At 69.7% G+C, this 24,105-nt stretch carries 19 protein-coding genes; 15 read left to right on the plus strand and 4 right to left on the minus strand.

Translation table 11 applies throughout. The features are described from left to right. Positions 1 to 54: 54 nt before the first annotated feature. The 15 genes from ABD355_RS28525 to recQ all read left to right on the plus strand — a co-directional run bounded on the left by ABD355_RS28525 (position 55) and on the right by recQ (position 18,252). The gene (locus ABD355_RS28525; RefSeq protein WP_003992243.1) at positions 55 to 414 is read left to right on the plus strand and encodes an NADH-quinone oxidoreductase subunit A; all 360 of its coding nucleotides are present in this window, start codon (positions 55 to 57) and stop codon (positions 412 to 414) included. A 14-nt stretch (positions 415 to 428) separates the two neighbouring features. After that, the gene (locus ABD355_RS28530; RefSeq protein WP_007383964.1) at positions 429 to 983 is read left to right on the plus strand and encodes a NuoB/complex I 20 kDa subunit family protein; all 555 of its coding nucleotides are present in this window, start codon (positions 429 to 431) and stop codon (positions 981 to 983) included. Then, entirely contained in the window at positions 980 to 1,723 is a 744-nt protein-coding gene (locus tag ABD355_RS28535) for an NADH-quinone oxidoreductase subunit C (protein WP_344403593.1), read from the plus strand. The genes ABD355_RS28530 and ABD355_RS28535 overlap by 4 nt, the downstream gene beginning before the upstream one ends. Next, positions 1,720 to 3,042: an NADH-quinone oxidoreductase subunit D gene (locus ABD355_RS28540; protein WP_344403594.1), complete on the plus strand. Its 1,323-nt coding sequence runs from the start codon at positions 1,720 to 1,722 to the stop codon at positions 3,040 to 3,042. The genes ABD355_RS28535 and ABD355_RS28540 overlap by 4 nt, the downstream gene beginning before the upstream one ends. Next, positions 3,039 to 3,914 (plus strand): NADH-quinone oxidoreductase subunit NuoE, encoded by an 876-nt coding sequence (gene nuoE / locus ABD355_RS28545; protein WP_344403595.1) that lies wholly within the window; start codon positions 3,039 to 3,041, stop codon positions 3,912 to 3,914. The genes ABD355_RS28540 and nuoE overlap by 4 nt, the downstream gene beginning before the upstream one ends. Beyond that, positions 3,911 to 5,260 (plus strand): NADH-quinone oxidoreductase subunit NuoF, encoded by a 1,350-nt coding sequence (gene nuoF, locus ABD355_RS28550; RefSeq protein ID WP_181922353.1) that lies wholly within the window; start codon positions 3,911 to 3,913, stop codon positions 5,258 to 5,260. The genes nuoE and nuoF overlap by 4 nt, the downstream gene beginning before the upstream one ends. Next, positions 5,257 to 7,761, plus strand: coding sequence for an NADH-quinone oxidoreductase subunit G (locus ABD355_RS28555; RefSeq protein ID WP_344403596.1), 2,505 nt, complete (start codon positions 5,257 to 5,259; stop codon positions 7,759 to 7,761). The genes nuoF and ABD355_RS28555 overlap by 4 nt, the downstream gene beginning before the upstream one ends. Further along, positions 7,758 to 9,122 carry an NADH-quinone oxidoreductase subunit NuoH gene (gene nuoH, locus ABD355_RS28560; protein ID WP_344403597.1) on the plus strand — a complete coding sequence of 455 codons (1,365 nt, stop codon included), beginning with the start codon at positions 7,758 to 7,760 and terminating at the stop codon, positions 9,120 to 9,122. Before ABD355_RS28555 ends, nuoH begins: the two co-directional genes overlap by 4 nt. Then, positions 9,115 to 9,765 (plus strand): NADH-quinone oxidoreductase subunit NuoI, encoded by a 651-nt coding sequence (nuoI, locus tag ABD355_RS28565; protein WP_344403598.1) that lies wholly within the window; start codon positions 9,115 to 9,117, stop codon positions 9,763 to 9,765. Before nuoH ends, nuoI begins: the two co-directional genes overlap by 8 nt. Beyond that, positions 9,762 to 10,604, plus strand: coding sequence for an NADH-quinone oxidoreductase subunit J (locus ABD355_RS28570; RefSeq protein WP_344403599.1), 843 nt, complete (start codon positions 9,762 to 9,764; stop codon positions 10,602 to 10,604). Before nuoI ends, ABD355_RS28570 begins: the two co-directional genes overlap by 4 nt. Next, positions 10,601 to 10,900: an NADH-quinone oxidoreductase subunit NuoK gene (gene nuoK, locus ABD355_RS28575; protein ID WP_020130147.1), complete on the plus strand. Its 300-nt coding sequence runs from the start codon at positions 10,601 to 10,603 to the stop codon at positions 10,898 to 10,900. Before ABD355_RS28570 ends, nuoK begins: the two co-directional genes overlap by 4 nt. A gap of 14 nt (positions 10,901 to 10,914) precedes the next feature. Continuing rightward, a complete protein-coding gene (gene nuoL, locus ABD355_RS28580; RefSeq protein WP_344403601.1) occupies positions 10,915 to 12,861 on the plus strand; it encodes an NADH-quinone oxidoreductase subunit L in 1,947 nt (648 codons plus the stop codon). Between the two features lie 5 nt (positions 12,862 to 12,866). After that, complete coding sequence (locus tag ABD355_RS28585) at positions 12,867 to 14,441, plus strand: NADH-quinone oxidoreductase subunit M (RefSeq protein WP_344403602.1); 1,575 nt, start codon at positions 12,867 to 12,869, stop codon at positions 14,439 to 14,441. Beyond that, positions 14,438 to 16,096: an NADH-quinone oxidoreductase subunit NuoN gene (gene nuoN, locus ABD355_RS28590; protein WP_344403603.1), complete on the plus strand. Its 1,659-nt coding sequence runs from the start codon at positions 14,438 to 14,440 to the stop codon at positions 16,094 to 16,096. Before ABD355_RS28585 ends, nuoN begins: the two co-directional genes overlap by 4 nt. A 167-nt stretch (positions 16,097 to 16,263) precedes the next feature. Further along, entirely contained in the window at positions 16,264 to 18,252 is a 1,989-nt protein-coding gene (recQ, locus tag ABD355_RS28595) for a DNA helicase RecQ (protein WP_344403604.1), read from the plus strand. A gap of 63 nt (positions 18,253 to 18,315) precedes the next feature. Here recQ and ABD355_RS28600 read toward each other — a convergent pair whose 3' ends face one another. The 4 genes from ABD355_RS28600 to ABD355_RS28615 all read right to left on the minus strand — a co-directional run bounded on the left by ABD355_RS28600 (position 18,316) and on the right by ABD355_RS28615 (position 24,104). Next, positions 18,316 to 21,081, minus strand: coding sequence for a fumarate reductase/succinate dehydrogenase flavoprotein subunit (locus ABD355_RS28600; protein WP_344403605.1), 2,766 nt, complete (start codon positions 21,079 to 21,081; stop codon positions 18,316 to 18,318). Between the two features lie 11 nt (positions 21,082 to 21,092). Next, positions 21,093 to 21,860 (minus strand): ABC transporter ATP-binding protein, encoded by a 768-nt coding sequence (locus ABD355_RS28605; RefSeq protein WP_344403606.1) that lies wholly within the window; start codon positions 21,858 to 21,860, stop codon positions 21,093 to 21,095. Next, entirely contained in the window at positions 21,844 to 22,692 is an 849-nt protein-coding gene (locus ABD355_RS28610; RefSeq protein ID WP_344403666.1) for an ABC transporter permease, read from the minus strand. The genes ABD355_RS28605 and ABD355_RS28610 overlap by 17 nt, the downstream gene beginning before the upstream one ends. Positions 22,693 to 22,760: 68 nt before the next feature. Next, on the minus strand, positions 22,761 to 24,104 hold the full coding sequence (locus ABD355_RS28615) for an ABC transporter substrate-binding protein (RefSeq protein ID WP_344403608.1): 1,344 nt from the start codon (positions 24,102 to 24,104) through the stop codon (positions 22,761 to 22,763). Position 24,105 lies beyond the last annotated feature (1 nt).

Below are 24,105 nucleotides of genomic sequence, written 5' to 3' on the forward strand. Positions count from 1 at the left end.
GTGAGTCCGATGCCATCGCCAGCAGTCAGTGCCGACTGAGAGGAGCGAGGAGCGGTGAACGCGTATGCGCCCATCCTCGTACTGGGAGCCCTCGGGGCAGGCTTTGCGATCTTCTCCGTGGTCATGGCCACGCTGATCGGTCCGAAGCGGTACAACCGGGCCAAGCTCGAGGCCTACGAGTGCGGGATCGAGCCGACCCCCACGCCGGCCGGCGGCGGGCGCTTCCCGATCAAGTACTACCTGACGGCGATGCTCTTCATCGTCTTCGACATCGAGATCGTCTTCCTCTACCCCTGGGCCGTCACCTTCGACGCCCTGGGGATTTTCGGGCTCGTGGAGATGCTGCTCTTCGTGCTCACCGTCTTCGTCGCGTACGCGTACGTATGGCGGCGCGGCGGCCTGGAATGGGACTGAGGGGCCTTTAACACATGGGACTCGAAGAAAAGCTGCCGAGCGGATTCCTGCTGACCACCGTCGAGCAGGCCGCGGGCTGGGTGCGCAAAGCGTCCGTCTTCCCGGCCACCTTCGGGCTGGCCTGCTGCGCCATCGAAATGATGACCACCGGCGCCGGCCGCTACGACCTGGCGCGCTTCGGCATGGAGGTCTTCCGCGGTTCGCCCCGCCAGGCGGACCTGATGATCGTGGCCGGCCGGGTGAGCCAGAAGATGGCGCCGGTGCTGCGCCAGGTCTACGACCAGATGCCAAACCCCAAGTGGGTGATCTCCATGGGGGTCTGCGCCTCCTCGGGCGGCATGTTCAACAACTACGCGATCGTCCAGGGCGTCGACCACATCGTGCCGGTCGACATCTATCTGCCCGGCTGCCCGCCACGGCCCGAGATGCTGATGGACGCCATCCTCAAGCTGCACCAGAAGATCCAGTCCTCCAAGCTCGGCGTGAACGCCGAGGAAGCGGCCCGCGAGGCGGAGGAAGCGGCGCTCAAGGCCCTGCCCACGATCGAGATGAAGGGGCTGCTGCGATGAGCGACGCGAACGGCACCAACGGGGTCAACCCGGAGAAGGATCTCGGCGCCTCCAACCTCCCCGGCCGGCGCGGCGAGGGCGGTGAGGAGATCCGCGTCCAGCGCGGCATGTTCGGCGCCAACAACGGCGGCGACACCTCCGGCTACGGCGGCCTGGTCCGCTCGGTCCGCCTCCCGGGACCGGCGGCCCGCCCCTACGGCGGCTGGTTCGACGAGGTCGCGGACGAACTGGAGGGCGCCCTGGAGGAGCAGGGACTCCTCCCGGACAACGCGATCGAGAAGACGGTCGTCGACCGCGGTGAACTCACCTTCCACATCGAGCGCGAGCACCTGCTGCGCGTCGCCCGCACCCTGCGCGACGACCCCGCCCTGCGCTTCGAGCTCTGTACCGGCGTCAGCGGGGTCCACTACCCGCACGACAAGGGCCGCGAGCTGCACGCCGTCTACCACCTGCGCTCGATCACCCACAACCGGCTGATCCGCCTGGAAGTCAGCGCCCCGGACGCCGACCCGAGGATCCCGTCCCTCGTCTCCGTCTATCCCACGAACGACTGGCACGAGCGCGAGACCTACGACTTCTTCGGGATCGTCTTCGACGGTCACCCGGCCCTGACGCGGATCATGATGCCGGACGACTGGCAGGGCCATCCGCAGCGCAAGGACTACCCCCTCGGCGGCATCCCCGTCGAGTACAAGGGCGCCCAGATCCCGGCTCCGGACCAGCGGAGGTCGTACTCGTGAGCACTTCTCAAGCCTCTCCTCGCGAGACCACCGAAGGCACCGTCTACACGGTCACCGGTGGCGACTGGGACGAGATCGTCCAGTCCGCGGCCCGCGCCGACGACGAGCGCATCGTCGTCAACATGGGGCCCCAGCACCCCTCCACCCATGGAGTGCTCCGGCTGATCCTGGAGATCGACGGCGAGACGGTGACCGAGGCCCGCTGCGGCATCGGCTACCTGCACACCGGCATCGAGAAGAACCTCGAGTTCCGCACGTGGACGCAGGGCACCACGTTCGTGACGCGCATGGACTATCTGACGTCCTTCTTCAACGAGACCGCCTACTGCCTCGCCGTCGAGAAACTCCTCGGCATCGAGGAGCAGATCACCGAGCGTGCCAAGATCATCCGGGTGCTCCTGATGGAGCTGAACCGGCTCTCCTCGCATCTGGTGTGCATCGCCACCGGCGGAATGGAACTCGGCGCCACCACGATCATGATCTACGGATTCCGTGATCGTGAAATGATTCTCGACATCTACGAGCTCATCACGGGTCTCAGGATGAACCACGCGTACATCCGGCCCGGCGGACTCGCGCAGGACCTGCCGCCCGGCGCGGTGGACCACATCCGCGAGTTCGTGAAGAAGATGAAGAAGAACCTCCCGGAGTACGACAAGCTCGCCACCGGGAACCCCATCTTCAAGGCCCGTATGCAGGACGTCGGCTATCTCGACCTGGCCGGCTGCATGGCCCTCGGCGCCACCGGCCCGATCCTGCGCTCCACCGGTCTGCCGCACGACCTGCGCAAGGCGCAGCCGTACTGCGACTACGAGACGTACGACTTCGACGTCCCGACCGCCGACACCTGCGACTCCTACGGGCGCTTCCTGATCCGCCTGGAGGAGATGCGCCAGTCCCTCAGGATCGTCGAGCAGTGCCTGGACCGGCTGCAGCCCGGACCGGTCATGGTCGCCGACAAGAAGATCGCCTGGCCCGCCCAGCTCGCCCTGGGACCGGACGGGCTCGGCAACTCCCTCGACCACATCAAGAAGATCATGGGCACCTCCATGGAGGCCCTGATCCACCACTTCAAGCTGGTCACCGAGGGCTTCCGCGTCCCGCCGGGACAGGCGTACGCGGCCGTCGAGTCACCCAAGGGCGAACTCGGCGTGCATGCCGTGTCCGACGGCGGCACACGCCCCTTCCGGGTCCACTTCCGTGACCCGTCCTTCACCAACCTGCAGGCCATGGCGGCGATGTGCGAGGGCGGCCAGGTCGCCGACGTCATCGTCGCCGTCGCGTCCATCGACCCCGTGATGGGAGGCGTCGACCGGTGACCACCAGTTCTTCGGAGCGGGGCGTCAGCCTGGGCATGCCCGAACTGCCCGCGCCCGCCTACCCGGACGACGTCCGAGCCCGGCTCGAGGCGGACGCGCGCGAGGTGATCGCCCGCTACCCCGACTCCCGGTCCGCGCTCCTGCCGTTGCTGCATCTCGTGCAGTCGGAGGAGGGCCATGTCACGCGCACCGGGATGCAGTTCTGCGCGGACGTGCTGGGTCTGACCACGGCCGAGGTCACCGCCGTCGCGACCTTCTACACGATGTACCGGCGCAAGCCGAGCGGTGACTACCAGGTGGGCGTCTGCACCAACACGCTGTGTGCCGTGATGGGCGGTGACGCGATCTTCGAGGAGCTCCAGGAGCACCTCGGCGTCGGCAACGGCGAGACCACCGACGACGGCAAGGTCACCCTGGAGCACATCGAGTGCAACGCGGCCTGCGACTTCGCGCCGGTGGTGATGGTCAACTGGGAGTTCTTCGACAACCAGACCCCCGCCAGCGCCAAGCGCCTCGTCGACGATCTGCGCGCGGGACGGGACGTCGAGCCCACGCGCGGGGCGCGCCTGTGCACCTTCAAGGACACCGCGCGGATGCTGGCCGGCTTCCCCGACGAGCGGCCAGGGGCCGTCGAGGAGAGCGGCAGTGCGGGACCGGCGTCGCTGGTGGGCCTCCGCCTGGCAAGGGGAGAGGCCGCACCCGCGCGCGTGGTCCATCCGCGGGACGGCGGCCCGCACGAGGACGAGCCGCAGGACAGGGAAGTGCACGAGCCGTCGCCGACCGAGCACCTCAGCTCACACGATGCGCCACAGGACACGTCGGCCTCCGACCCGGCCCACCCGGCAGGGCCTGCCGCCGAGGAGGGGGAGTGATGACCTTGGCACCCGAACTCAGGAACAACAGCCCCGAGAAGCTGCTCGCACCCGTGCTGTCGGCCTTCTGGGACGAGGACCGGTCCTGGACTCTGGACGTCTACCGAAGGCACGAGGGATACGAGGGGCTCCGCAAGGCGCTCGCGATGTCCCCGGACGACCTGATCGCGTACGTCAAGGACTCCGGGCTGCGCGGCCGTGGCGGCGCGGGATTCCCGACGGGAATGAAATGGCAGTTCATTCCCCAGGGTGATGGAAAGCCGCACTATCTAGTTGTCAACGCCGACGAGTCGGAGCCTGGGACGTGCAAGGACATCCCGCTCCTCTTCGCGAACCCGCACAGCCTCATCGAGGGCATTGTCATCGCGTGTTATGCCATCAGGTCTTCGCATGCCTTCATCTATCTGCGTGGTGAAGTCGTCCCCGTGTTGCGGCGGTTGCACGAGGCCGTGCGCGAGGCCTACGAGGCCGGCTACCTCGGCGAGAACATCCTGGGCAGCGGGCTGAACCTCCAGCTCACCGTGCACGCCGGTGCCGGCGCGTACATCTGCGGTGAGGAGACCGCACTGCTCGACTCGCTCGAAGGCCGCCGGGGTCAACCGCGGCTCCGTCCCCCCTTCCCTGCGGTGGCGGGCCTCTATGCGTGCCCGACTGTTGTGAACAACGTCGAGTCGATCGCGTCGGTTCCCGCGATTCTGAACCGGGGCAAAGAATGGTTCCGGTCGATGGGCAGCGAGAAGTCCCCCGGCTTCACGCTCTACTCGCTCAGCGGCCATGTCGCGAGCCCCGGCCAGTACGAGGCCCCGCTCGGCATCACGCTCCGCCAGCTCCTCGAGATGAGCGGCGGGATGCGGCCGGGCCACCGGCTCAAGTTCTGGACGCCGGGCGGCTCCTCGACGCCGATGTTCACCGACGAGCACCTCGACGTACCCCTCGACTACGAGGGAGTGGGCGCCGCCGGTTCCATGCTCGGCACCAAGGCCCTGCAGTGCTTCGACGAGACGACCTGCGTCGTACGCGCCGTCACCCGCTGGACCGAGTTCTACGCCCACGAGTCCTGCGGCAAGTGCACGCCGTGCCGCGAAGGGACGTACTGGCTCGTGCAGTTGCTCCGCGACATCGAGGCCGGCAAGGGCGTGATGTCCGACCTCGACAAGCTGAACGACATCGCCGACAACATCAACGGCAAGTCGTTCTGCGCCCTCGGCGACGGCGCCGCCTCGCCGATCTTCTCCTCGCTGAAGTACTTCCGCGAGGAGTACGAGCAGCACATCACGGGCCGCGGCTGCCCCTTCGACCCGGCCAAGTCGACGGCCTGGGCCGACCGCACGGAGGTGAACGCATGACCGTGACCACCAGCGCTCCCACGGGTGGGGGAGAGGCGGCGGTCCCGCCGGAGGATCTCGTCTCGCTGACGATCGACGGCGCCGAGATCAGCGTGCCCAAGGGCACCCTGGTCATCCGGGCCGCCGAGCAGCTCGGCATCGAGATCCCCCGGTTCTGCGACCATCCCCTGCTCGACCCGGCCGGCGCCTGCCGGCAGTGCATCGTCGAGGTCGAGGGCCAGCGCAAGCCGATGGCGTCCTGCACCATCACGTGCACGGACGGCATGGTCGTGAAGACCCACCTCACCTCGCCGGTCGCCGAGAAGGCCCAGCACGGCGTGATGGAGCTGCTCCTCATCAACCACCCGCTCGACTGCCCGGTCTGCGACAAGGGCGGCGAGTGCCCCCTGCAGAACCAGGCCATGTCGCACGGACAGGCCGAGTCGCGCTTCGAGGGCAAGAAGCGGACGTACGAGAAGCCCGTGCCGATCTCCACGCAGGTGCTGCTCGACCGTGAGCGGTGCGTGCTGTGCGCCCGCTGCACCCGCTTCTCCAACCAGATCGCGGGCGACCCGATGATCGAGCTGATCGAGCGGGGCGCCCTGCAGCAGGTCGGCACCGGCGAGGGCGACCCCTTCGAGTCGTACTTCTCCGGCAACACCATCCAGATCTGCCCGGTCGGCGCGCTGACCTCGGCGGCCTACCGCTTCCGCTCCCGGCCCTTCGACCTCGTGTCCTCGCCGAGCGTGTGCGAGCACTGCTCCGGCGGCTGCGCCACCCGCACCGACCACCGGCGCGGCAAGGTCATGCGGCGGCTCGCCGCCAACGACCCCGAGGTCAACGAGGAGTGGATCTGCGACAAGGGGCGCTTCGCGTTCCGCTACGCACAGCAGCGGGACCGGCTCCAGACACCCCTCGTACGGAACGCGGAGGGCGATCTCGAACCGGCCTCCTGGCCGGAGGCGCTGCAGATCGCCGCTCAGGGACTGCTCGCCTCCCGCGGCAGGACCGGCGTCCTGACCGGCGGCCGCCTCACCGTCGAGGACGCCTACGCGTACAGCAAGTTCGCGCGCGTGGCCCTCGACACGAACGACATCGACTTCCGCGCGCGCGTGCACGGCAGCGAGGAAGCCGACTTCCTCGCCGCGAGGATCGCCGGACGCGGACGCGATCTCGACGGTACGGGCGTCACCTACACCTCCCTGGAGCAGGCACCGGCCGTTCTGCTGGTCGGGTTCGAGGCCGAGGAGGAGGCGCCCGGCGTCTTCCTGCGGCTGCGCAAGGCCTGGCGCAGGCACGGCCAGCAGGTGTTCTCGCTCGCCACGCACACCACGCGCGGCCTGGAGAAGGCCGGTGGCACGTTGCTGCCGGCCGCCCCGGGTACCGAGACCGAATGGCTGGACGCACTCGCGAGCGGCGTCGGACTGGAGGACGACGGGGCCAGGGCGGCCGAGGCGCTGCGCGCCGAGGGCGCGGTGATCGTCGTCGGCGAGCGGCTGGCCGCCGTGGCAGGCGGACTCACCGCAGCCGTACGGGCCGCCTCCGCGACCGGCGCCCAGCTGGTGTGGATCCCGCGGCGGGCCGGTGAGCGCGGTGCCCTCGAGGCGGGCGCGCTGCCCTCACTGCTGCCGGGCGGACGTCCGGCCACCGATCCACGCGCGCGTGAGGAGGTCGCCGCGGCCTGGGGCCTCGCCGAACTCCCGCACCGCTACGGCCGCGACACCAGCCAGATCGTCGAGGCCGCGGCGACCGGCGAGCTGCAGGCACTGCTGGTCGCGGGCGTCGAGGTCGCCGACCTGCCGGACCCGGCACGCGCGCGTGAAGCACTGCAGGAAGCCGGATTCGTGGTGTCGCTGGAGCTGCGCCCCAGTGAGGTCACCGAACGCGCCGACGTCGTCCTTCCGGTCGCCGCGGTCGCCGAGAAGGCCGGCACCTTCCTCAACTGGGAAGGCCGGGTGCGGTTCTTCGAGGCCGCGCTCAAGCCGGACCAGATGACCCGCCGCCTCGCGCCCACCGACGCGCGCGTGCTGCAGATGCTGGCCGACGCCATGGACGTCCACCTGGGACTGCCCGATCTGCGCACCGTACGGGCGGAGATCGACCGGCTCGGCCCCTGGGACGGGCCGAGGGCCACGGAACCCCTCGAAACCGCGGCCCAGCTGCCGCGGCCCGCCGCCGGTGAGGCCGTACTGGCCGGGCACCGGCTGCTGCTCGACCAGGGGCTCCTCCAGGAGGGCGACGAAGCGCTCGCCGGAACCCGGCACGCCGCCCACGCGCGCGTGTCCGCCGCGACCGCCGCCGAGGCGGGAGTCGAGGACGGCGACACCATCGCGGTGACCGGTCCCTCCGGAGCGGTCGAACTGCCACTGCGGATCGCGGAGATGCCCGACCGGGTGGTCTGGCTCCCGCTGAACTCCGCAGGCGGGGGCGTCGCCTCCGACACCGGGGCGCTGCCCGGCGCTCTCGTCCGTATCGGCCCGGCGACGCTCGTCGGCGAGGCCCCCGAGGAGGTGGAGGCATGAGCCCGTACCTCGCCGCTGAAGACCTCTCGATGTTCGGCCGCGACCCCTGGTGGCTGGTCGTCGTCAAGGCCGTCTTCTGCTTCGCCTTCCTGATGGTGACCGTGCTGTTCTCCATCGTCTGGGAGCGCAAGGTCGTCGCCTGGATGCAGCTGCGCATCGGTCCCAACCGGCACGGCCCCTGGGGCATGCTCCAGTCGCTCGCCGACGGCATCAAGCTGATGCTCAAGGAAGACGTCATCGTCAAACGCGCGGACAAGGTCGTCTACGTCCTCGCGCCGATCGTCGCGGCCATCCCGGCCTTCATGGCGATCGCGGTGATCCCCTTCGGTCCGGCCGACAACGAGATCTCGATCTTCGGTCACCGTACGACGATGCAGCTGACCGATCTGCCGATCGCGATGCTGTACATCCTCGCGGTCGCCTCGGTCGGCATCTACGGCATCGTGCTGGCGGGTTGGAGTTCCGGATCCACCTATCCGCTCCTCGGCGGCCTGCGCTCCTGCGCGCAGATGATCTCCTACGAGATCGCCATGGGCGCCGCCTTCGCCTCCGTGTTCCTCTACTCGGGGTCGATGTCGACGTCGACGATCGTCGCGCAGCAGCACGACCGCTGGTACATCGTCCTGCTGCCGGTCTCCTTCATCCTCTACATCGTCACGATGGTCGGCGAGACCAACCGCGCCCCCTTCGACATGCCGGAGTCCGAGGGCGACCTGGTCGGCGGCTTCAACACCGAGTACTCGTCGATCAAGTTCGCGATGTTCATGCTCGCCGAGTACGTGAACATGGTGACGGTCTCGGCCGTGTCGACCACGCTCTTCCTCGGCGGCTGGCGCGCCCCTTGGCCGATCAGCACCTTCTGGGAGGGCGCCAACCACGGCTGGTGGCCGCTGCTGTGGTTCGTGATCAAGGTGCAGCTGCTGCTGTTCGGCTTCATCTGGCTGCGCGGCACCCTCCCGCGGGTCCGCTACGACCAGCTGATGAAGCTCGGCTGGAAGGTCCTCATCCCGGTCTCCGTGGTCTGGCTGATGCTGGTCGCGACCGTCCGGGCCCTCAGGAACGAGCACTACGACTTCGCCGACATCGCCCTTTACATCGCCGGCGGCGTCCTCGCCCTGCTGCTTCTGTCCTTCGTCGCCGACATCTTCCGCGACAAGGGCGGGAAAGCCGAGCAGCCTGCCGAACAGGCCGCCGGATTCGACCCGATGGCGGGCGGATTCCCCGTACCGCCGCTGCCGGGACAGGAGCTGCCGCCGGTGCCGAGGCGCAGTCCGCGCCGCGAGCGAGAGCTGATTGTCAGTGGTGGGTCGGATACTGCCAGTGACGGATCTTCGGATGGAAAGGAGGCGTCCGATGGCTGAGGAGCCCAAGGAGACCGAGCAGTTGAAGCCCGGCTTCATGAACCCCGTCGCAGGCTTCGGCGTGACCTTCAAGGCCATGTTCAAGAAGCGGCTGACCGAGCAGTACCCGGAGCAGAAGAAGACCACGGCTCCGCGGTTCCACGGACGGCACCAGCTCAACCGCCATCCGGACGGCCTGGAGAAGTGCGTGGGCTGCGAGCTGTGCGCCTGGGCCTGCCCTGCCGACGCCATCTATGTGGAGGGCGCCGACAACACGGACGAGGAACGCTACTCGCCGGGCGAGCGGTACGGGCGCGTGTACCAGATCAACTACGCCCGCTGCATCCTGTGCGGCCTGTGCATCGAGGCGTGTCCCACGCGCGCGCTCACGATGACCAACGAGTTCGAACTTGCGGACAGCAGCCGCGCCAACCTCATCTACACCAAGGAACAGCTGCTCGCCGGCCTCGAAGAGGGCATGGTCGACAGCCCGCACGCCATCTACCCGGGGATGGACGAGCAGGACTACTACCGGGGGCTCGTCACCGAGGCCGCGCCCGGCACCGAGCGCCAGGTGGCCGTCTCCAAGGGCGAGGTCGTCCAGGAGGCCGCCTCCACCTTCGGTGAGGAAGAGCCCGCCTCGGAGAAGGTGATCGGACGATGAGCGCGCAACTCGCCGCCTACTCCACCTCCACCGGAGAGGCCTTCCAGTTCTGGGTCCTCGGCACCGTCGCCGTGATCGGCGCCCTGGCGACCGTCTTCATGAAGAGGGCCGTGCACAGCGCGCTCTCGCTCGCCGGCACCATGATCATCCTGGCGATCTTCTACCTCGCCAACGGCGCCTACTTCCTGGGCATCGTGCAGATCGTCGTCTACACCGGCGCGATCATGATGCTGTTCCTGTTCGTGGTGATGCTCGTCGGCGTGACGGCCGCGGACTCCCTGAAGGAGACCATCAAGGGCCAGCGCTGGCTGGCCCTTCTGTGCGGGCTCGGCTTCGGCATCCTGCTGCTCGCCGGGATCGGCAACGCGTCCCTGAAGGACTTCAACGGCCTGGGCGAGGCGAACGCGAACGGCAATGTGGAGGGCCTCGCGGCCCTCATCTTCACCAAGTACGTCTTCGCCTTCGAAATCACCGGCGCCCTGCTGATCACGGCTGCGGTCGGCGCCATGGTGCTCACGCACCGCGAGCGCACCGAACGTGCCAAGACCCAGCGCGAGCTGTCCGAACAGCGCGTCCGGGAAGGCAAGTACGTGCCGCCACTGCCGGCGCCCGGCGTGTACGCCCGGCACAACGCGGTGGACATCGCGGGCCTGCTCCCCGACGGCACCCCCTCCGAGCTCACGGTCAGCAAGACGCTGCGTGAGCGCGGCCAGATCCGTGACGTGTCGGCCGAAGCGCTCAACGACCTGCGGGCGCTGGAGCAGCGCGCTCAGGAGCGCCTGGAGCGGACCGCGATCGATCCGGCGAACCTCAAGCGGGCCGAGGAGGCGTCGAAGTGAACCCGGTCAACTACCTGTATCTCGCCGCCCTGTTGTTCACGATCGGTGCCACCGGCGTACTGATCAGGCGCAACGCGATCGTCGTGTTCATGTGCATCGAGCTCATGCTCAACGCCTGCAACCTCGCGTTCGTCACCTTCTCCCGGATGCACGGCAATCTCGACGGCCAGATCATCGCCTTCTTCACGATGGTCGTGGCCGCCGCGGAGGTCGTGGTCGGCCTCGCGATCATCGTGTCCCTGTTCCGTTCCCGCCACTCGGCCTCGGTCGACGACGCCAGCCTGATGAAGCTCTGAGGGGTCGCTGAATCGTGGAGAACCTGATTGCGCTGCTGGTGGCGGCGCCACTGCTCGGAGCGGCCGTACTGCTGTGCGGTGGCCGGCGGCTCGATGCCGTCGGCCACTGGATCGGCACGGTCCTCGCCGGCGCCTCCTTCGTCATCGGCGTCGTCCTCTTCGCCGACCTGCTCGGCAAGGACGCCGAACACCGGACCCTGATGCAGCACCTGTTCAGCTGGGTCCCGGTCCAGGGCTTCCAGGCGGACGTCACCTTCCGCCTGGACCAGCTGTCGATGACGTTCGTCCTGCTGATCACCGGTGTCGGCTCGCTGATCCATCTGTACTCGGTCGGGTACATGGAGCACGACGAGCGCCGGCGCCGCTTCTTCGGCTATCTGAACCTGTTCCTCGCGGCGATGCTGCTGCTCGTCCTCGCCGACAACTACCTGCTGCTGTACGTCGGTTGGGAGGGCGTCGGCCTCGCCTCCTACCTGCTGATCGGCTTCTGGCAGCACAAGCCCAGCGCGGCGACCGCGGCGAAGAAGGCCTTCCTGGTCAACCGCGTCGGCGACATGGGCCTGTCCATCGCGATCATGCTGATGTTCACGACCTTCGGGACCTTCGCCTTCGGGCCGGTCCTCAGCCACACCGGGGACACCGGCGAGGGCAAGCTCACCGCCATCGGCCTGATGCTCCTGCTCGCCGCGTGCGGCAAGTCCGCCCAGGTGCCGCTGCAGTCCTGGCTCGGGGACGCGATGGAGGGCCCGACCCCGGTCTCGGCCCTCATCCACGCCGCGACCATGGTGACCGCAGGCGTCTACCTCATCGTCCGCTCCGGGGCGATCTTCAACGCCGCGCCCGACGCGCAGCTGGCGGTCACTGTGGTCGGTGCCGTCACGCTCCTGTTCGGTGCGATCGTCGGTTGCGCGAAGGACGACATCAAGAAGGCGCTGGCCGGCTCGACCATGTCGCAGATCGGCTACATGGTGCTGGCCGCGGGCCTCGGCCCGATCGGCTACGTCTTCGCGATCATGCACCTGGTGACGCACGGCTTCTTCAAGGCCGGGCTCTTCCTCGGCGCCGGATCGGTCATGCACGGCATGAACGACGAGGTCGACATGAGGAAGTACGGGGGCCTGCGCAAGTACATGCCGGTCACCTTCATCACCTTCGGCCTCGGCTACCTCGCCATCATCGGCTTCCCCGGTCTGTCCGGCTTCTTCTCCAAGGACAAGATCATCGAGGCGGCCTTCGCGAAGGGCGGCACCGAGGGCTGGATCCTCGGCGGCGCGGCCCTGCTGGGCGCGGCCATCACCGCGTTCTACATGACGCGCGTGATGCTGATGACGTTCTTCGGCGAGGAGCGCTGGCGCAACCAGCCCACGCGCTCCCCTGAGGCGCCGAGCGCGGAGCCCGCCGCCGAGCACCGCGGTGAGCACGCCGAGCCGCATCCGCACGAGTCGCCGAAGGTCATGACGATCCCCATGATCGTGCTGGCCGTCGGCTCGGTCTTCGGCGGCGCGTTCTTCAGCATCGGCGACCGCTTCCTGCACTGGCTGGAGCCGGTCACCGGCCACAGCGAGGGCAACTCCCCGCTCAGTGCGGCGGCGGTCACCGGCGGGACGATGGTCTGCCTGCTCATCGGCGTCGGCATCGCCTACGCCATGTACGGCCGCCGCCCGGTCCCGTCCGTCGCCCCCCGCGGATCGCTGCTCACCCGGGCCGCCCGCCGCGATCTGCTGCAGGACGACTTCAACCACGTCGTCCTGGTCCGCGGCGGCGAACACCTCACGCGCTCCCTGGTGTACGTCGACCACACCCTGGTCGACGGCGTCGTCAACGGCACGGCGGCCTCGGTCGGCGGCCTGTCCGGGCGTATGCGCAAGCTGCAGAACGGCTTCGCGCGGTCGTACGCGGTCTCGATGTTCGGCGGTGCGGCGCTCCTCATCGCCGCGACCCTGCTGATGAGGGCGGTCTGATACCGATGTCCTTTCCTCTGCTGACAGCGACGGCGGTGCTCCCGGCGATCGGGGCCATCGCCACGGCCGCCGTGCCGGCCGCGCAGCGCACCGCCGCCAAGTGGCTCGCGCTGATCGTCTCGCTCGCCACACTCGCCCTGGCGATCGTCGTCCTGGTCCGCTTCGACCCGGACGGCGACCGCTACCAGCTCACCGAGTCCCACGCCTGGATCAAGGACTTCGGAGTCCGGTACGAGCTGGGCGTCGACGGCATCGCAGTGGCGCTGATCGCGCTGACCGCGCTGCTGATCCCGTTCATCATCCTCGCGGGCTGGCATGACGCCGACCCGCTGGAGACAGGCAGCAAGCGGTGGCGGCCGACGCAGGGCTTCTTCGCCCTGATCCTCGGCGTCGAGGCGATGGTGATCATCTCCTTCGAGGCCACCGACGTCTTCCTCTTCTACATCTTCTTCGAAGCCATGCTGATCCCGATGTACTTCCTCATCGGCGGCTTCGGGGACCGTGCCCACGAGCACGGCGAGGAGGCGGCGTCGACGCAGCGGTCGTACGCGGCCGTGAAGTTCCTCCTCTACAACCTGGTCGGCGGCCTGATCATGCTGGCCGCCGTGATCGGCCTGTACGTGGTGGCCGGGAACTTCAGCCTCCAGGAGATCGCGCAGGCCCGCGCCAATGGCTCGCTGCACATGGCGACGAACACCGAACGCTGGCTGTTCCTGGGCTTCTTCTTCGCCTTCGCGGTGAAGGCGCCGCTGTGGCCGCTGCACACCTGGCTGCCCAACGCCATGCAGGAGGCCACCGCCCCGGTCGCCGTCCTCATCACGGCGGTCGTCGACAAGGTGGGCACCTTCGCGATGCTCCGCTTCTGCCTCCAGCTCTTCCCGGAGGCCTCCAAGTGGGCGACGCCCGCCATCCTCGTCCTGGCCCTGATCAGCATCATCTACGGGGCGCTGCTCGCCGTCGGGCAGCGGGACATCAAGCGGCTGGTGGCGTACGCGTCGATCTCGCACTTCGGGTTCATCATCCTGGGCATCTTCGCGATGACCAGCCAGGGCCAGTCCGGAGCGACCCTCTACATGGTCAACCACGGCATCTCCACCGCCGCGTTGATGCTCGTGGCGGGCTTCCTGATCTCCCGGCGCGGCTCGCGGCTCATCGCCGACTACGGCGGTGTGCAGAAGGTCGCCCCGGTCCTCGCCGGCACCTTCCTGGTCGGGGGCCTGGCCACCCTGTCGCTCCCCGGTCTCGCGCCGTTCGTGAGTGAGTTCCTGGTGCTGGTCGGCACGTTCACGCGCTACCCGGCCATCGGGATCATCGCCACCTTCGGCATCGTCCTCGCCGCGCTCTACACCCTCGTCCTCTATCAGCGGACGATGACCGGCCCGGTGAAACAGGAGGTCTCCGCGATGCCCGACCTCAGGGCACGCGAACTCGTGGTCGTCGCCCCCCTGATCGTGTTGCTGATCTTCCTGGGCGTCTATCCGAAGCCGGTCACCGACATCGTCAACCCGGCGGTGAAGTCGACCCTGTCCGACGTACACAAGAAGGACCCCAAGCCTGAGGTGGAGGCGGTGGCCAAGTGAGCGCATCAGTCGTCCACAGCCTGTGGACAACGGCGGCAACCGCGGCCGATCCGATCTCGAAGATCCCCGCACCGAAGATCGAATACGGGCAATTGTCGCCCACCTTGATCGTCGTGGGCGCGGCGATCGTCGGGGTACTGATCGAGGCCTTCGTGCCGCGCAAGTCCCGCTACTACGCCCAGGTGTTCGTGTCCGCCGTCGCGCTCGTCGCCGCCTTCGCGGCGGTCGTGGCGCTCGCGGCCGGCGGATACGGCACCACCAAGGCGCACATCGCGGCGATGGGCGCCATCGCGGTCGACGGACCGTCCCTGTTCCTTCAGGGCACGATCCTGCTGTCCGGACTGGTCGGCCTGTTCACCTTCGCCGAGCGGCGCCTGGACCCGGAGGCGCACGGCAACCGCGTCGACTCGTTCGCCGCGCAGGCCGCCTCCGTGCCCGGCAGCGACAGCGAGAAGGCGGCCGTGAAGGCCGGGTTCACCACCACCGAGGTGTTCCCGCTGCTGCTCTTCGCGATCGCCGGCATGCTGGTCTTCCCCTCGGCCAACGACCTGCTGACCCTGTTCGTGGCCCTGGAAGTCTTCTCGCTGCCGCTGTACCTGCTGTGCGCCTTGGCCCGCCGCAAGCGGCTCATGTCGCAGGAAGCCGCAGTCAAGTACTTCCTGCTCGGCGCCTTCGCCTCCGCGTTCACGCTGTTCGGCATCGCACTGCTCTACGGCTACGCGGGCTCCGTGTCGTACGCGACGATCGCGCATGTCGTCGACGGCTCGGTCACGAACGTCGACCCGGCCCTCGCCAACACGATGGGCAACGACGCGCTGCTGCTCGTCGGCGGCGCGATGATCGTCATGGGGCTGCTGTTCAAGGTCGGCGCCATCCCGTTCCACATGTGGACCCCGGACGTCTACCAGGGCGCGCCGACCCCGGTGACCGGGTTCATGGCGGCGGCGACGAAGGTGGCCGCGTTCGGTGCGCTGCTCCGGCTGCTCTACGTCGTCCTGCCCGGCCTGCGCTGGGACTGGCGGCCGGTCATGTGGGCCGTCGCGATCGTCACCATGCTCGGCGGTGCGATCGTCGCGATCACGCAGACCGACATCAAGCGGCTGCTGGCGTACTCGTCGATCGCACACGCCGGATTCATCCTCGCGGGTGTCATCGCCACGTCGAAGGACGGCGTCTCCTCCGTCCTCTTCTACCTGGGCGCGTACTCCTTCGTGACCATCGGCGCCTTCGCGGTGGTGACACTGGTGCGCGACGCGGGTGGCGAGGCGACGCATCTGTCCAAGTGGGCCGGTCTCGGCAGGCGCTCACCGCTGGTGGCGGCCGTGTTCGCGGTGTTCCTGCTGGCCTTCGCCGGCATTCCGCTGACCTCCGGCTTCGCCGGGAAGTTCGCCGTGTTCAAGGCGGCCGCGGAGGGCGGGGCGGCCCCGTTGGTCGTGATCGGTGTGATCTCGTCCGCGGTCGCGGCCTTCTTCTACATCCGGGTGATCGTGCTGATGTTCTTCAGCGAGCCACGGCCCGAGGGGCCGACGGTCGCCGTGCCGTCGCCGTTGACGATGGCCGCGATCGGGCTCGGCGTCGTGGTCACGTTGGTGCTCGGTGTGGCACCGCAGTACTTCCTGGACCTGGCGAGCCAGGCGGGAGTGTTCGTGCGCTGACCTGCACGGACCTGCATTGCGCGGGTGTGGGCCCCGGTTCTCGAACAGGAACCGGGGCCCACACTGCCGTAAGGAGGGGCCCGGGCCTGTGGATAACTCTTGGGCTGTCAGTGCGGGCCCCTATCGTGGAGGCAGTGGTCGAGGGACGACGTACGGGGGACGGAACTATGGGTGGGATGGGCGGGATCAGCGAGATGCCAGGGGTGACCGAGAGCGAGGCGCTGGCCACGCTGCACCGGGTCTTCGGCTACGAGGCCTTCCGCGGCGAGCAGGAAGCCGTCATCGAGCATGTGGTGACCGGCGGCGACGCCGTGGTGCTCATGCCGACCGGCGGCGGCAAGTCGCTGTGCTACCAGATCCCCGCCCTGGTCAGACCCGGCACCGGCATCGTGATCTCGCCCCTCATCGCGCTGATGCAGGACCAGGTGGACGCGCTGCGTGCGCTCGGCGTGCGCGCCGGGTTCATGAACTCCACGCAGGACTTCGACGAGCGCAGGGTCGTCGAGGCCGAATACCTGGCCGGCGAGCTGGACCTGCTGTACCTCGCACCGGAGCGACTGCGCCTCGACTCGACGCTGGACCTGCTCTCCCGCGGCAAGATCGCGGTCTTCGCGATCGACGAGGCACACTGCGTGTCCCAGTGGGGCCACGACTTCCGCCCCGACTATCTCTCCCTGTCCCTCCTCGGCGAGCGCTGGCCGGACGTCCCTCGGATCGCGCTCACGGCCACGGCCACGCACGCCACGCACCAGGAGATCACCCAGCGGCTGCACATGCCGACGGCCCGGCACTTCGTCGCGAGCTTCGACCGGCCCAACATCCAGTACCGGATCGTGCCCAAGGCCGACCCCAAGAAGCAGCTGCTGAGCTTTCTGCGGCAGGAGCACGAAGGGGACGCGGGCATCGTGTACTGCCTGTCCCGCAAGTCGGTGGAGTCGACGGCAGAGTTCCTGTCACGCAACGGCATCGAGGCGGTGCCCTACCACGCAGGCCTGGACGCAGGCACGCGCGCGGCCCACCAGTCGCGCTTCCTGCGGGAGGACGGCCTGGTCGTGGTCGCGACCATCGCCTTCGGCATGGGCATCGACAAGCCGGACGTCCGGTTCGTCGCCCACCTCGACCTGCCGAAGTCGGTCGAGGGCTACTACCAGGAGACGGGCCGCGCCGGCCGGGACGGGCTGCCGTCGACGGCATGGATGGCGTACGGCCTCAACGATGTCATACAGCAGCGCAAACTGATCCAGTCCGGCGAGGGCGACGAGGCGTTCCGGCGCCGGGCCGCCGCCCATCTCGACTCGATGCTGGCGCTGTGCGAGACCGCCCGGTGCCGGCGCGGCCAGCTGCTCGCCTACTTCGGCCAGGAGCCCGACCCCGCGGGCTGCGGCAACTGCGACACCTGCCTGGTCCCGCCGGAGACCTGGGACGGCACGGTCGCCGCGCAGAAGGTCCTGTCGACGGTGGTGCGGCTGCAACGGGAGCGGGGGCAGAAGTTCGGTGCCGTGCAGATCGTCGACATCCTGCTCGGCAAGCGCACGGCCAAGGTGATCCAGTTCGACCACGACCAGCTGTCCGTGTTCGGCATCGGCGAGGAGCTCGACGAGGGCGAATGGCGGGGCGTCGTACGGCAGTTGCTGGCGCAGGGGCTGCTCGCGGTCGAGGGGGAGTACGGCACGCTGGTGCTCACCGAGGCCAGCGGGTCGGTGCTCCGGCGCGAGCGGGAAGTACCGCTGCGCAAGGAGCCGAAGAAGCCGGTGGCCTCGCGCTCTGCATCGGGCGCCTCCGGCAGGGGCGAGCGCAAGGCCAGGGCCGCGGCGGCCGAGCTGCCCGAGGAACTGCAGCCCGCGTTCGAGGCGCTGCGCGCCTGGCGCGCCGAGCAGGCCCGCGAACAGGGCGTCCCGGCGTACGTCATCTTCCACGACGCCACGCTTAGAGAGATCGCGACCGCCTGGCCGACGTCGGTGACTCAGCTCGGCGGCATCAGCGGGGTCGGTGAGAAGAAGCTGGCGACTTATGGGGAAGGGGTGCTGGAGGTACTGGCCTCACTGGACGGCGCACCTCACACGGCTCCCGCCGGGGATGCCGGTGCGGGAGCCGGTGCAGCCGCCGAGGACGACTGGCCCGAGATGGACGCGGAGCCGGAACCGGACTGGATATAGAGGCGGGCCGGCTGGTCGGAGCCGACCCGAGGCTGAGGGCACATCACAGGGCCCCGGGCGCCGTCACAGCCCCCGCGCCGCATACGCCCTGACGTCCGCGTCCGGGTCCGACGTGACGGTGGCGAGGGCCGCCCGGGCCTCCGCTGTGCCGTTGTGCCGGGTCAGGGCGAGCACCGCCGCCTTGCGCACGTCGGCGTTGGGGTCGGCGAGCGCCTTGGCGAGGGCGGGCACGGCGGTGTCGGCGGGCGCGGCGGACAGGGCGGTGACGGCACCGGCGCGGACCTGCCACGCCGGGTCGGCCAGCGCGGCCACGGCACGCGCGGCGAGCGGGGCCGGGCAGCCGACGGTGGCCAGCGCGCCGAGCGCGGCACCGCGGACCAGGGGATCGCTGTCCTCGGTGAGCCGGTCCAGGGTGCCGGTGAGCAGCTCCCGGCCGCTCGCAGTACGGGCCTGGGGGCTGACGGCGGCGAGCGCCTTGGCCACGGTGACGCGGACCTCGCGCGAGGCGTCGGCCGCCGCACCGGACAGCGGTTCGACCGCGTCGACCGAGACGAGCGCGCGCACGGCTTCGATACGGACGGCGATGTCGGGATCGTCCAGCGCCCCGGCGAACACCCCGACGTTCCCCAGGCGCAGGGCGCGCAGCACGTCGAGGGCGGCGGCGCGGACCACGGGGTCCGCCTCGGCGACCGCAGCGGTGAGGGCGGCACCCAGGTCGGGTTCGGGCGGGAGGGTCTCGACCAGCTCGCGCAGTGAGGCCGCGGCGGCCGCACGCACGTCGCCGTCGGGGTCGCTGAGGGCGCCGGCCAGGGCCTGCCCGGTGCCGGGCGGCACCGTCTCGGTGAGGACCGAGACCGCAGTGCGCCGCACGGCGGCGTCGAGGTCGGTCAAGTAGGGCTCGATCGCGGCGAGTTCAGGCTGCTCCTCGGCCAGCTCCAGCAGCTCCAGCAGCCGGGGCGAGGCGGTCGCGCCCGAGCCGTGGCCCACGGGCGTGGTGGCACGTGCGGAGGTCGGCCCCGTGGCGACCGGCGCCACATCCCGCGACCCGGCGGTCGCCACGTCCTCGGCGTGGACCTCGCCGATGTACCGCGACGGGCCGCCCACGGGCGTGAACCCGTCGACGGGGACCAGATAGGGAGCCACGGGACGGGCCGTGAACTCCATCGAACCGGAGGGGGACTTGTGCAGGTCGAGGTGGTGGAACCAGGAGGCGTCGTCGCGCCGGGGGTGGTCGATGCGGTCGTGGTAGAGGCCCCAGCGCGACTCCGTGCGCGCCAGGGAGGACCGGGCGGCCATTTCCGCGCAGTCGCGGATGAAGGAGACCTCGGCGCAGCGCATCAGTTCGTGAGGGGTGCGCGCACCCATCGCCGCGATGTCGTCGTGCATCCGCTCGAAGGCCTCCAGGGCCAGGGACAGGCGGGCGCCGGACTTCGGCGGGGCCACGTAGTCGTTCACGAAGCGGCGCAGCTTGTACTCGACCTGGGGCTGCGGCGGGCCGTCCGGGTTGCGCAGGGGGCGGTAGATCAGCTCGTGCGCGTCCTGGAGCTGGTCGGCGGGCAACTCGCCTTCGTACGGCGTGTACGGGGAGGCGTCCGCGCCCGCCAGGTCGCCGAAGACGAATGCGCCGATCATGTAGTTGTGCGGCACGCAGGCCAGGTCGCCGGCGGCGTACAGGCGGGGGACGGTCGTGCGGGCGTGGTCGTCGACTCGTACGCCCGAGGCCGAATGGCCGCCGCACAGGCCGATCTCGGAGATGTGCATCTCGACGTCGTGGGTGCGGTAGTCGTGGCCTCGGCCCGCATGGAAGGTCCCCCGGGTGGGCCGCTCCGTCGAGTGCAGGATCGACTCCAGGGAGGAGATCGACTCCTCAGGGAGGTGACTCAGCTTCAGGTACACAGGACCCCGGTCGCTCGCGACCTCCGCCGCGAACTCGGCCATCATCTGGCCCGACCAGTAGTCGGAGTCGACGAAGCGCTCACCGTGCCGGTTGACCTGGTAGCCGCCGAAGGGGTTGGCGACGTAGGCGCAGGCCGGCCCGTTGTAGTCCTTGATCAGCGGGTTGATCTGGAAGCACTCGATACCGGTGAGCTCGGCGCCCGCGTGGTAGGCCATGGCGTATCCGTCACCGGCGTTGGTCGGGTTCTCGTACGTGCCGTAGAGATAGCCGGAAGCCGGGAGGCCGAGCCGGCCGCATGCGCCGGTCGCCAGGATCACCGCGCCCGCGCGCACCACCACGAACGCGCCGGTGCGCGTATTGAAGCCGACCGCCCCCACCGCGCGCCCCTCGGCGGTGAGCACGCGCACCGGCATCACCCGGTTCTCGATGCGGATCCGCTCCCGCATCTCGCGTCGCCGCAGCTGCCGGTACAGGACCTTCTTGACGTCCTTGCCCTCCGGCATCGGCAGGACGTAGGAGCCGGAGCGGTGGACCTGGCGGACCGCGTAGTCGCCGTGCTCGTCCTTCTCGAACTTCACGCCGTACGACTCCAGGCGCTGCACCATGCCGAAGCCGCGGGTGGCGGTCTGGCGGACGGTGGACTGGTCGACGATGCCGTCGTTGGCGCGGGTGATCTCGGCGACGTAGTCGTCGGGCTCGGCGCGGCCGGGGATGACCGCGTTGTTGACGCCGTCCATGCCCATGGCGAGCGCGCCGGAGTGGCGGACGTGGGCCTTCTCCAGCAGGAGGACGTTCGCGCCGTGCTCGGCGGCGGTCAGCGCGGCCATGGTGCCGGCGGTGCCGCCACCGACGACGAGGACGTCGCAGCGGATCTCCTCGGCGTCGGTGAGGGCGGGGATCTCCAGGGGCGTGTTCACGGAGGGGGTGGTCACCGGGGGGCCTTTCAGGTACCGAGCGAGGTGAGGACGTCGCGCCGCAGCGCCACGCGCGCGGGATCGTCGTGCGCCGTACGGTCGCGCGGACGCGGCACTTCGCGTACGGCGGTCAGACGGCCGTTGCCGAGGAGGGCCACACGGTCGCCGAGGAAGAGGGCTTCGTCCACGTCGTGGGTGACGAAGACGACCGTCGCGCCCGTGCCGCGCAGTACCTCCACCAGCAGGCCCTGCATGCCGGCGCGGGTCTGGGCGTCGAGGGCGCCGAAGGGTTCGTCCATGAGGACGGCGCGGGGTGCGCCCGCGAGCGCGCGCGCCAGCTGGGCCCTCCCGCGCTGTCCGCCGGAGACGCGGTGGGGCAGCTGCCGTGACTGTTCGGCGAGGCCGACGCGCTCCAGCCAGTCCTCCGCCTGGCGCCGGCGCTCCGCACGGGGCAGTCCCTTGATGGCGAGGGGCAGTTCCACGTTCGCGCGCAAGGTGCGCCAGGGCAGGAGGGCGTCCTCCTGGAAGATCAGTGTGCGGTCGGCGGCGGGACCGGTCAGCGGGTGCCCGTCCTGGCCGACGTCCCCGGCGAGGGGCGCGAGCAGTCCGGCCAGGGTGCGCAGCAGGGTCGACTTGCCACAGCCGGAGGGGCCGACGAGGGTGAGGATCTCGCCGGGCGCCACGTCGAGGTCGACTCCCTCCAGCACGGGTGCGCCGGGCCGTCCGAGCGTGGCGTCCCGCAGGGCCAGTCCCGCGCCTGCGCGGACGGGCGAGCGGAGGTCAGACGAGCTGGTCATGAGGCGCCTCCTCCTTGGCGGTGGGGCTCACCGGTGCGGGGGCGGCGGCACCGCGCGCCGGACGGGGAGTCCGTGCGCCGGGGATGTACGACGTGCGCGGCAGCCAGCGGGTCAGCCGGCGGCCGAGGAGCTCCACCGCCGTGGACGTGACCCAGCCGAGCACGCCGATCGTGATCATGCCGACGAAGACGCCCGCGTAGTTGACGACGGTGTAGTCCTGCCAGGTGCGGTACCCGACGCCGTACTGGCCGGAGATCATCTCGGCGGAGATCACACAGATCCACGAGACGCCGATGCCGACCGACAGCCCGCCGAAGATGCCGGGCAGCGCGCCCGGCAGGACGACGGAGCCGAGGATCCGCCACCGGCCGCCGCCCATGGTGAGGACCGCCTCCTCCCAGACGGGGGTCAGCGCGCGGACCGCATGCCGGGTGGAGACCAGGACGGGGAAGAAGGCGGCGGTGCAGGTGATGAAGACGATGCCCTGTTCGTTGGAGGGGAAGAGCAGGATCGCGACGGGGACCAGGGCGATCGCCGGAATCGGGCGGATGACCTCCAGCACCGGCCCGAGCAGGTCCTCGGCGAGGCGGGAGCGCGCCACGAGCACGCCCGTCGCCACGCCGAGCACGGCGGCGAGCAGGAAGCCGGTGAGGATGCGGGTGAGGCTGTCGGTGAGGTCCGTCCAGTAGTCGGGGCCGGACAGCCGGTCGGCGAAGGTGCGGGCCACATCGGTGACGGTCGGGAACTGCGAGAAGCGCAGCCACAGGTCGACCTTGAGTCCGGCCAGCAGTTGCCAGGCGCCGAGGGCGGCCGCGAGCGAGGCGAGCCGCAGGGCGTACCGGCCCGAGCGCCGCGGACGGCGGGGCGCGAACCGGTTCTCCTGTCGCGGCGTTCGCCGGGTCACGACGCCCGCCCCAGCGCGTCGGCGTACGTGATGACGCGGGCGCCTCCGTGAGCGGCGACGTATGCCGTGGCGGTGGCGGGGGCGACGAAGGGGAGGAGCCGGCTGCCGTCGGCCACCCAGACCGCCTTGTCGGCGAACCAGAGGGTGCCGGTGGTGGCGTCGGGGACGTAGGCGGCGCGGATGCCGTCCTTGTGCGTCTTCACGTAACCGAGCAGCTCGGCAGGCGACTTGAAGGAGACGGTCTTCTCGGCGCCCTTGGGCCACACCTCGCTCGCGGAGGCCGGCGGCGTCGCGGTGAGCCGCTGGGCGTAGTCCGCGCCGAGGGCCTTCCTCACGTACTGGTCGTCGACGAAGGAGTCCACGTCGATGTCGCCGGTCAGCTTGGCCGACTTCAGGACCGCGACATCCTTCTTCAGGGCGGAGACCAGCTGCGGCTTGACCGCCGGGTCGAAGGTGGAGATGCCGTGGGCGCCGTTGTAGAGGTAGACGACCTCGGCGGGCAGTCCGGTGGCCTTGGCGACCGACTCGGCGGCGGCGACCGGGTGGGCGTTGAGAAAGTCCGTGGCCTGCGACTGGGCCTTGAGGAAGGCCTCGAGGACGGCGGGCCGCTGCTTGGCGAAGTCCTCGCGGGCGGTGACGCCGTGGAAGGTGGGGAGGTTCAGCTGGGCGCCGTCGTACAGGGCTTTCGCCTTGCCCTGGAAGGTGAGCAGTCCTGGCCAGGCGACGAACTGCGACAGGGCGTCCGCGCTGCCCGCCGACAGGGCCGAGGCGCCGACCGCGGGCTGCTGGTTGAGCTTCTGGATGCCCTTGTCGGGGTCGATGCCGACGCGCTGCAGGGCCCGTACGAGCGTGCCGTCGGCGGCGGAGCCGACGCTCGTGGAGACCTTCTTGCCCTTCAGGTCGGTGAGAGTGGCCAGCTTCGAGTCCGGGGAGGTGACGATCGTGTTGAGACCGCCCCGCAGGTTGTAGCCGGTGACCGAGACCAGGTGGGTCGGCCTGCCGAGCTGCTTGCCGCGGGCTGCGTTGATGAGGAGCGGGAAGTCGCCCATCGAGCCGATGTCGATCTTCCCGGCGGTCATCTGGGCGGTGATGGGGGCGCCCGTGGCGTAGTCCTGCCAGTCGACCTTGTAGTGCTTGCCGTCGCCCAGCGCGTTCAGCTCCTTCTCGAAGTAGCCGAGGGAGCGCAGAAGGGTGCCCGCGGTGACCGTGTTGATGGTCTTGGACTGGTAGCCGACGGTGACGGTGACCGTGGAGCCGTCGCTTCCGGCCACCGCGTTGCCACCGCAGGCCGTCAGAGGGAGGAGAAGGAGGGCGGCTGCGGCAACTGCTGTGCGTTTCATG

It is taken from the genome of Streptomyces longisporus (assembly GCF_039532765.1).
GTDB classification, from domain to species: Bacteria; Actinomycetota; Actinomycetes; order Streptomycetales; family Streptomycetaceae; genus Streptomyces; species Streptomyces longisporus.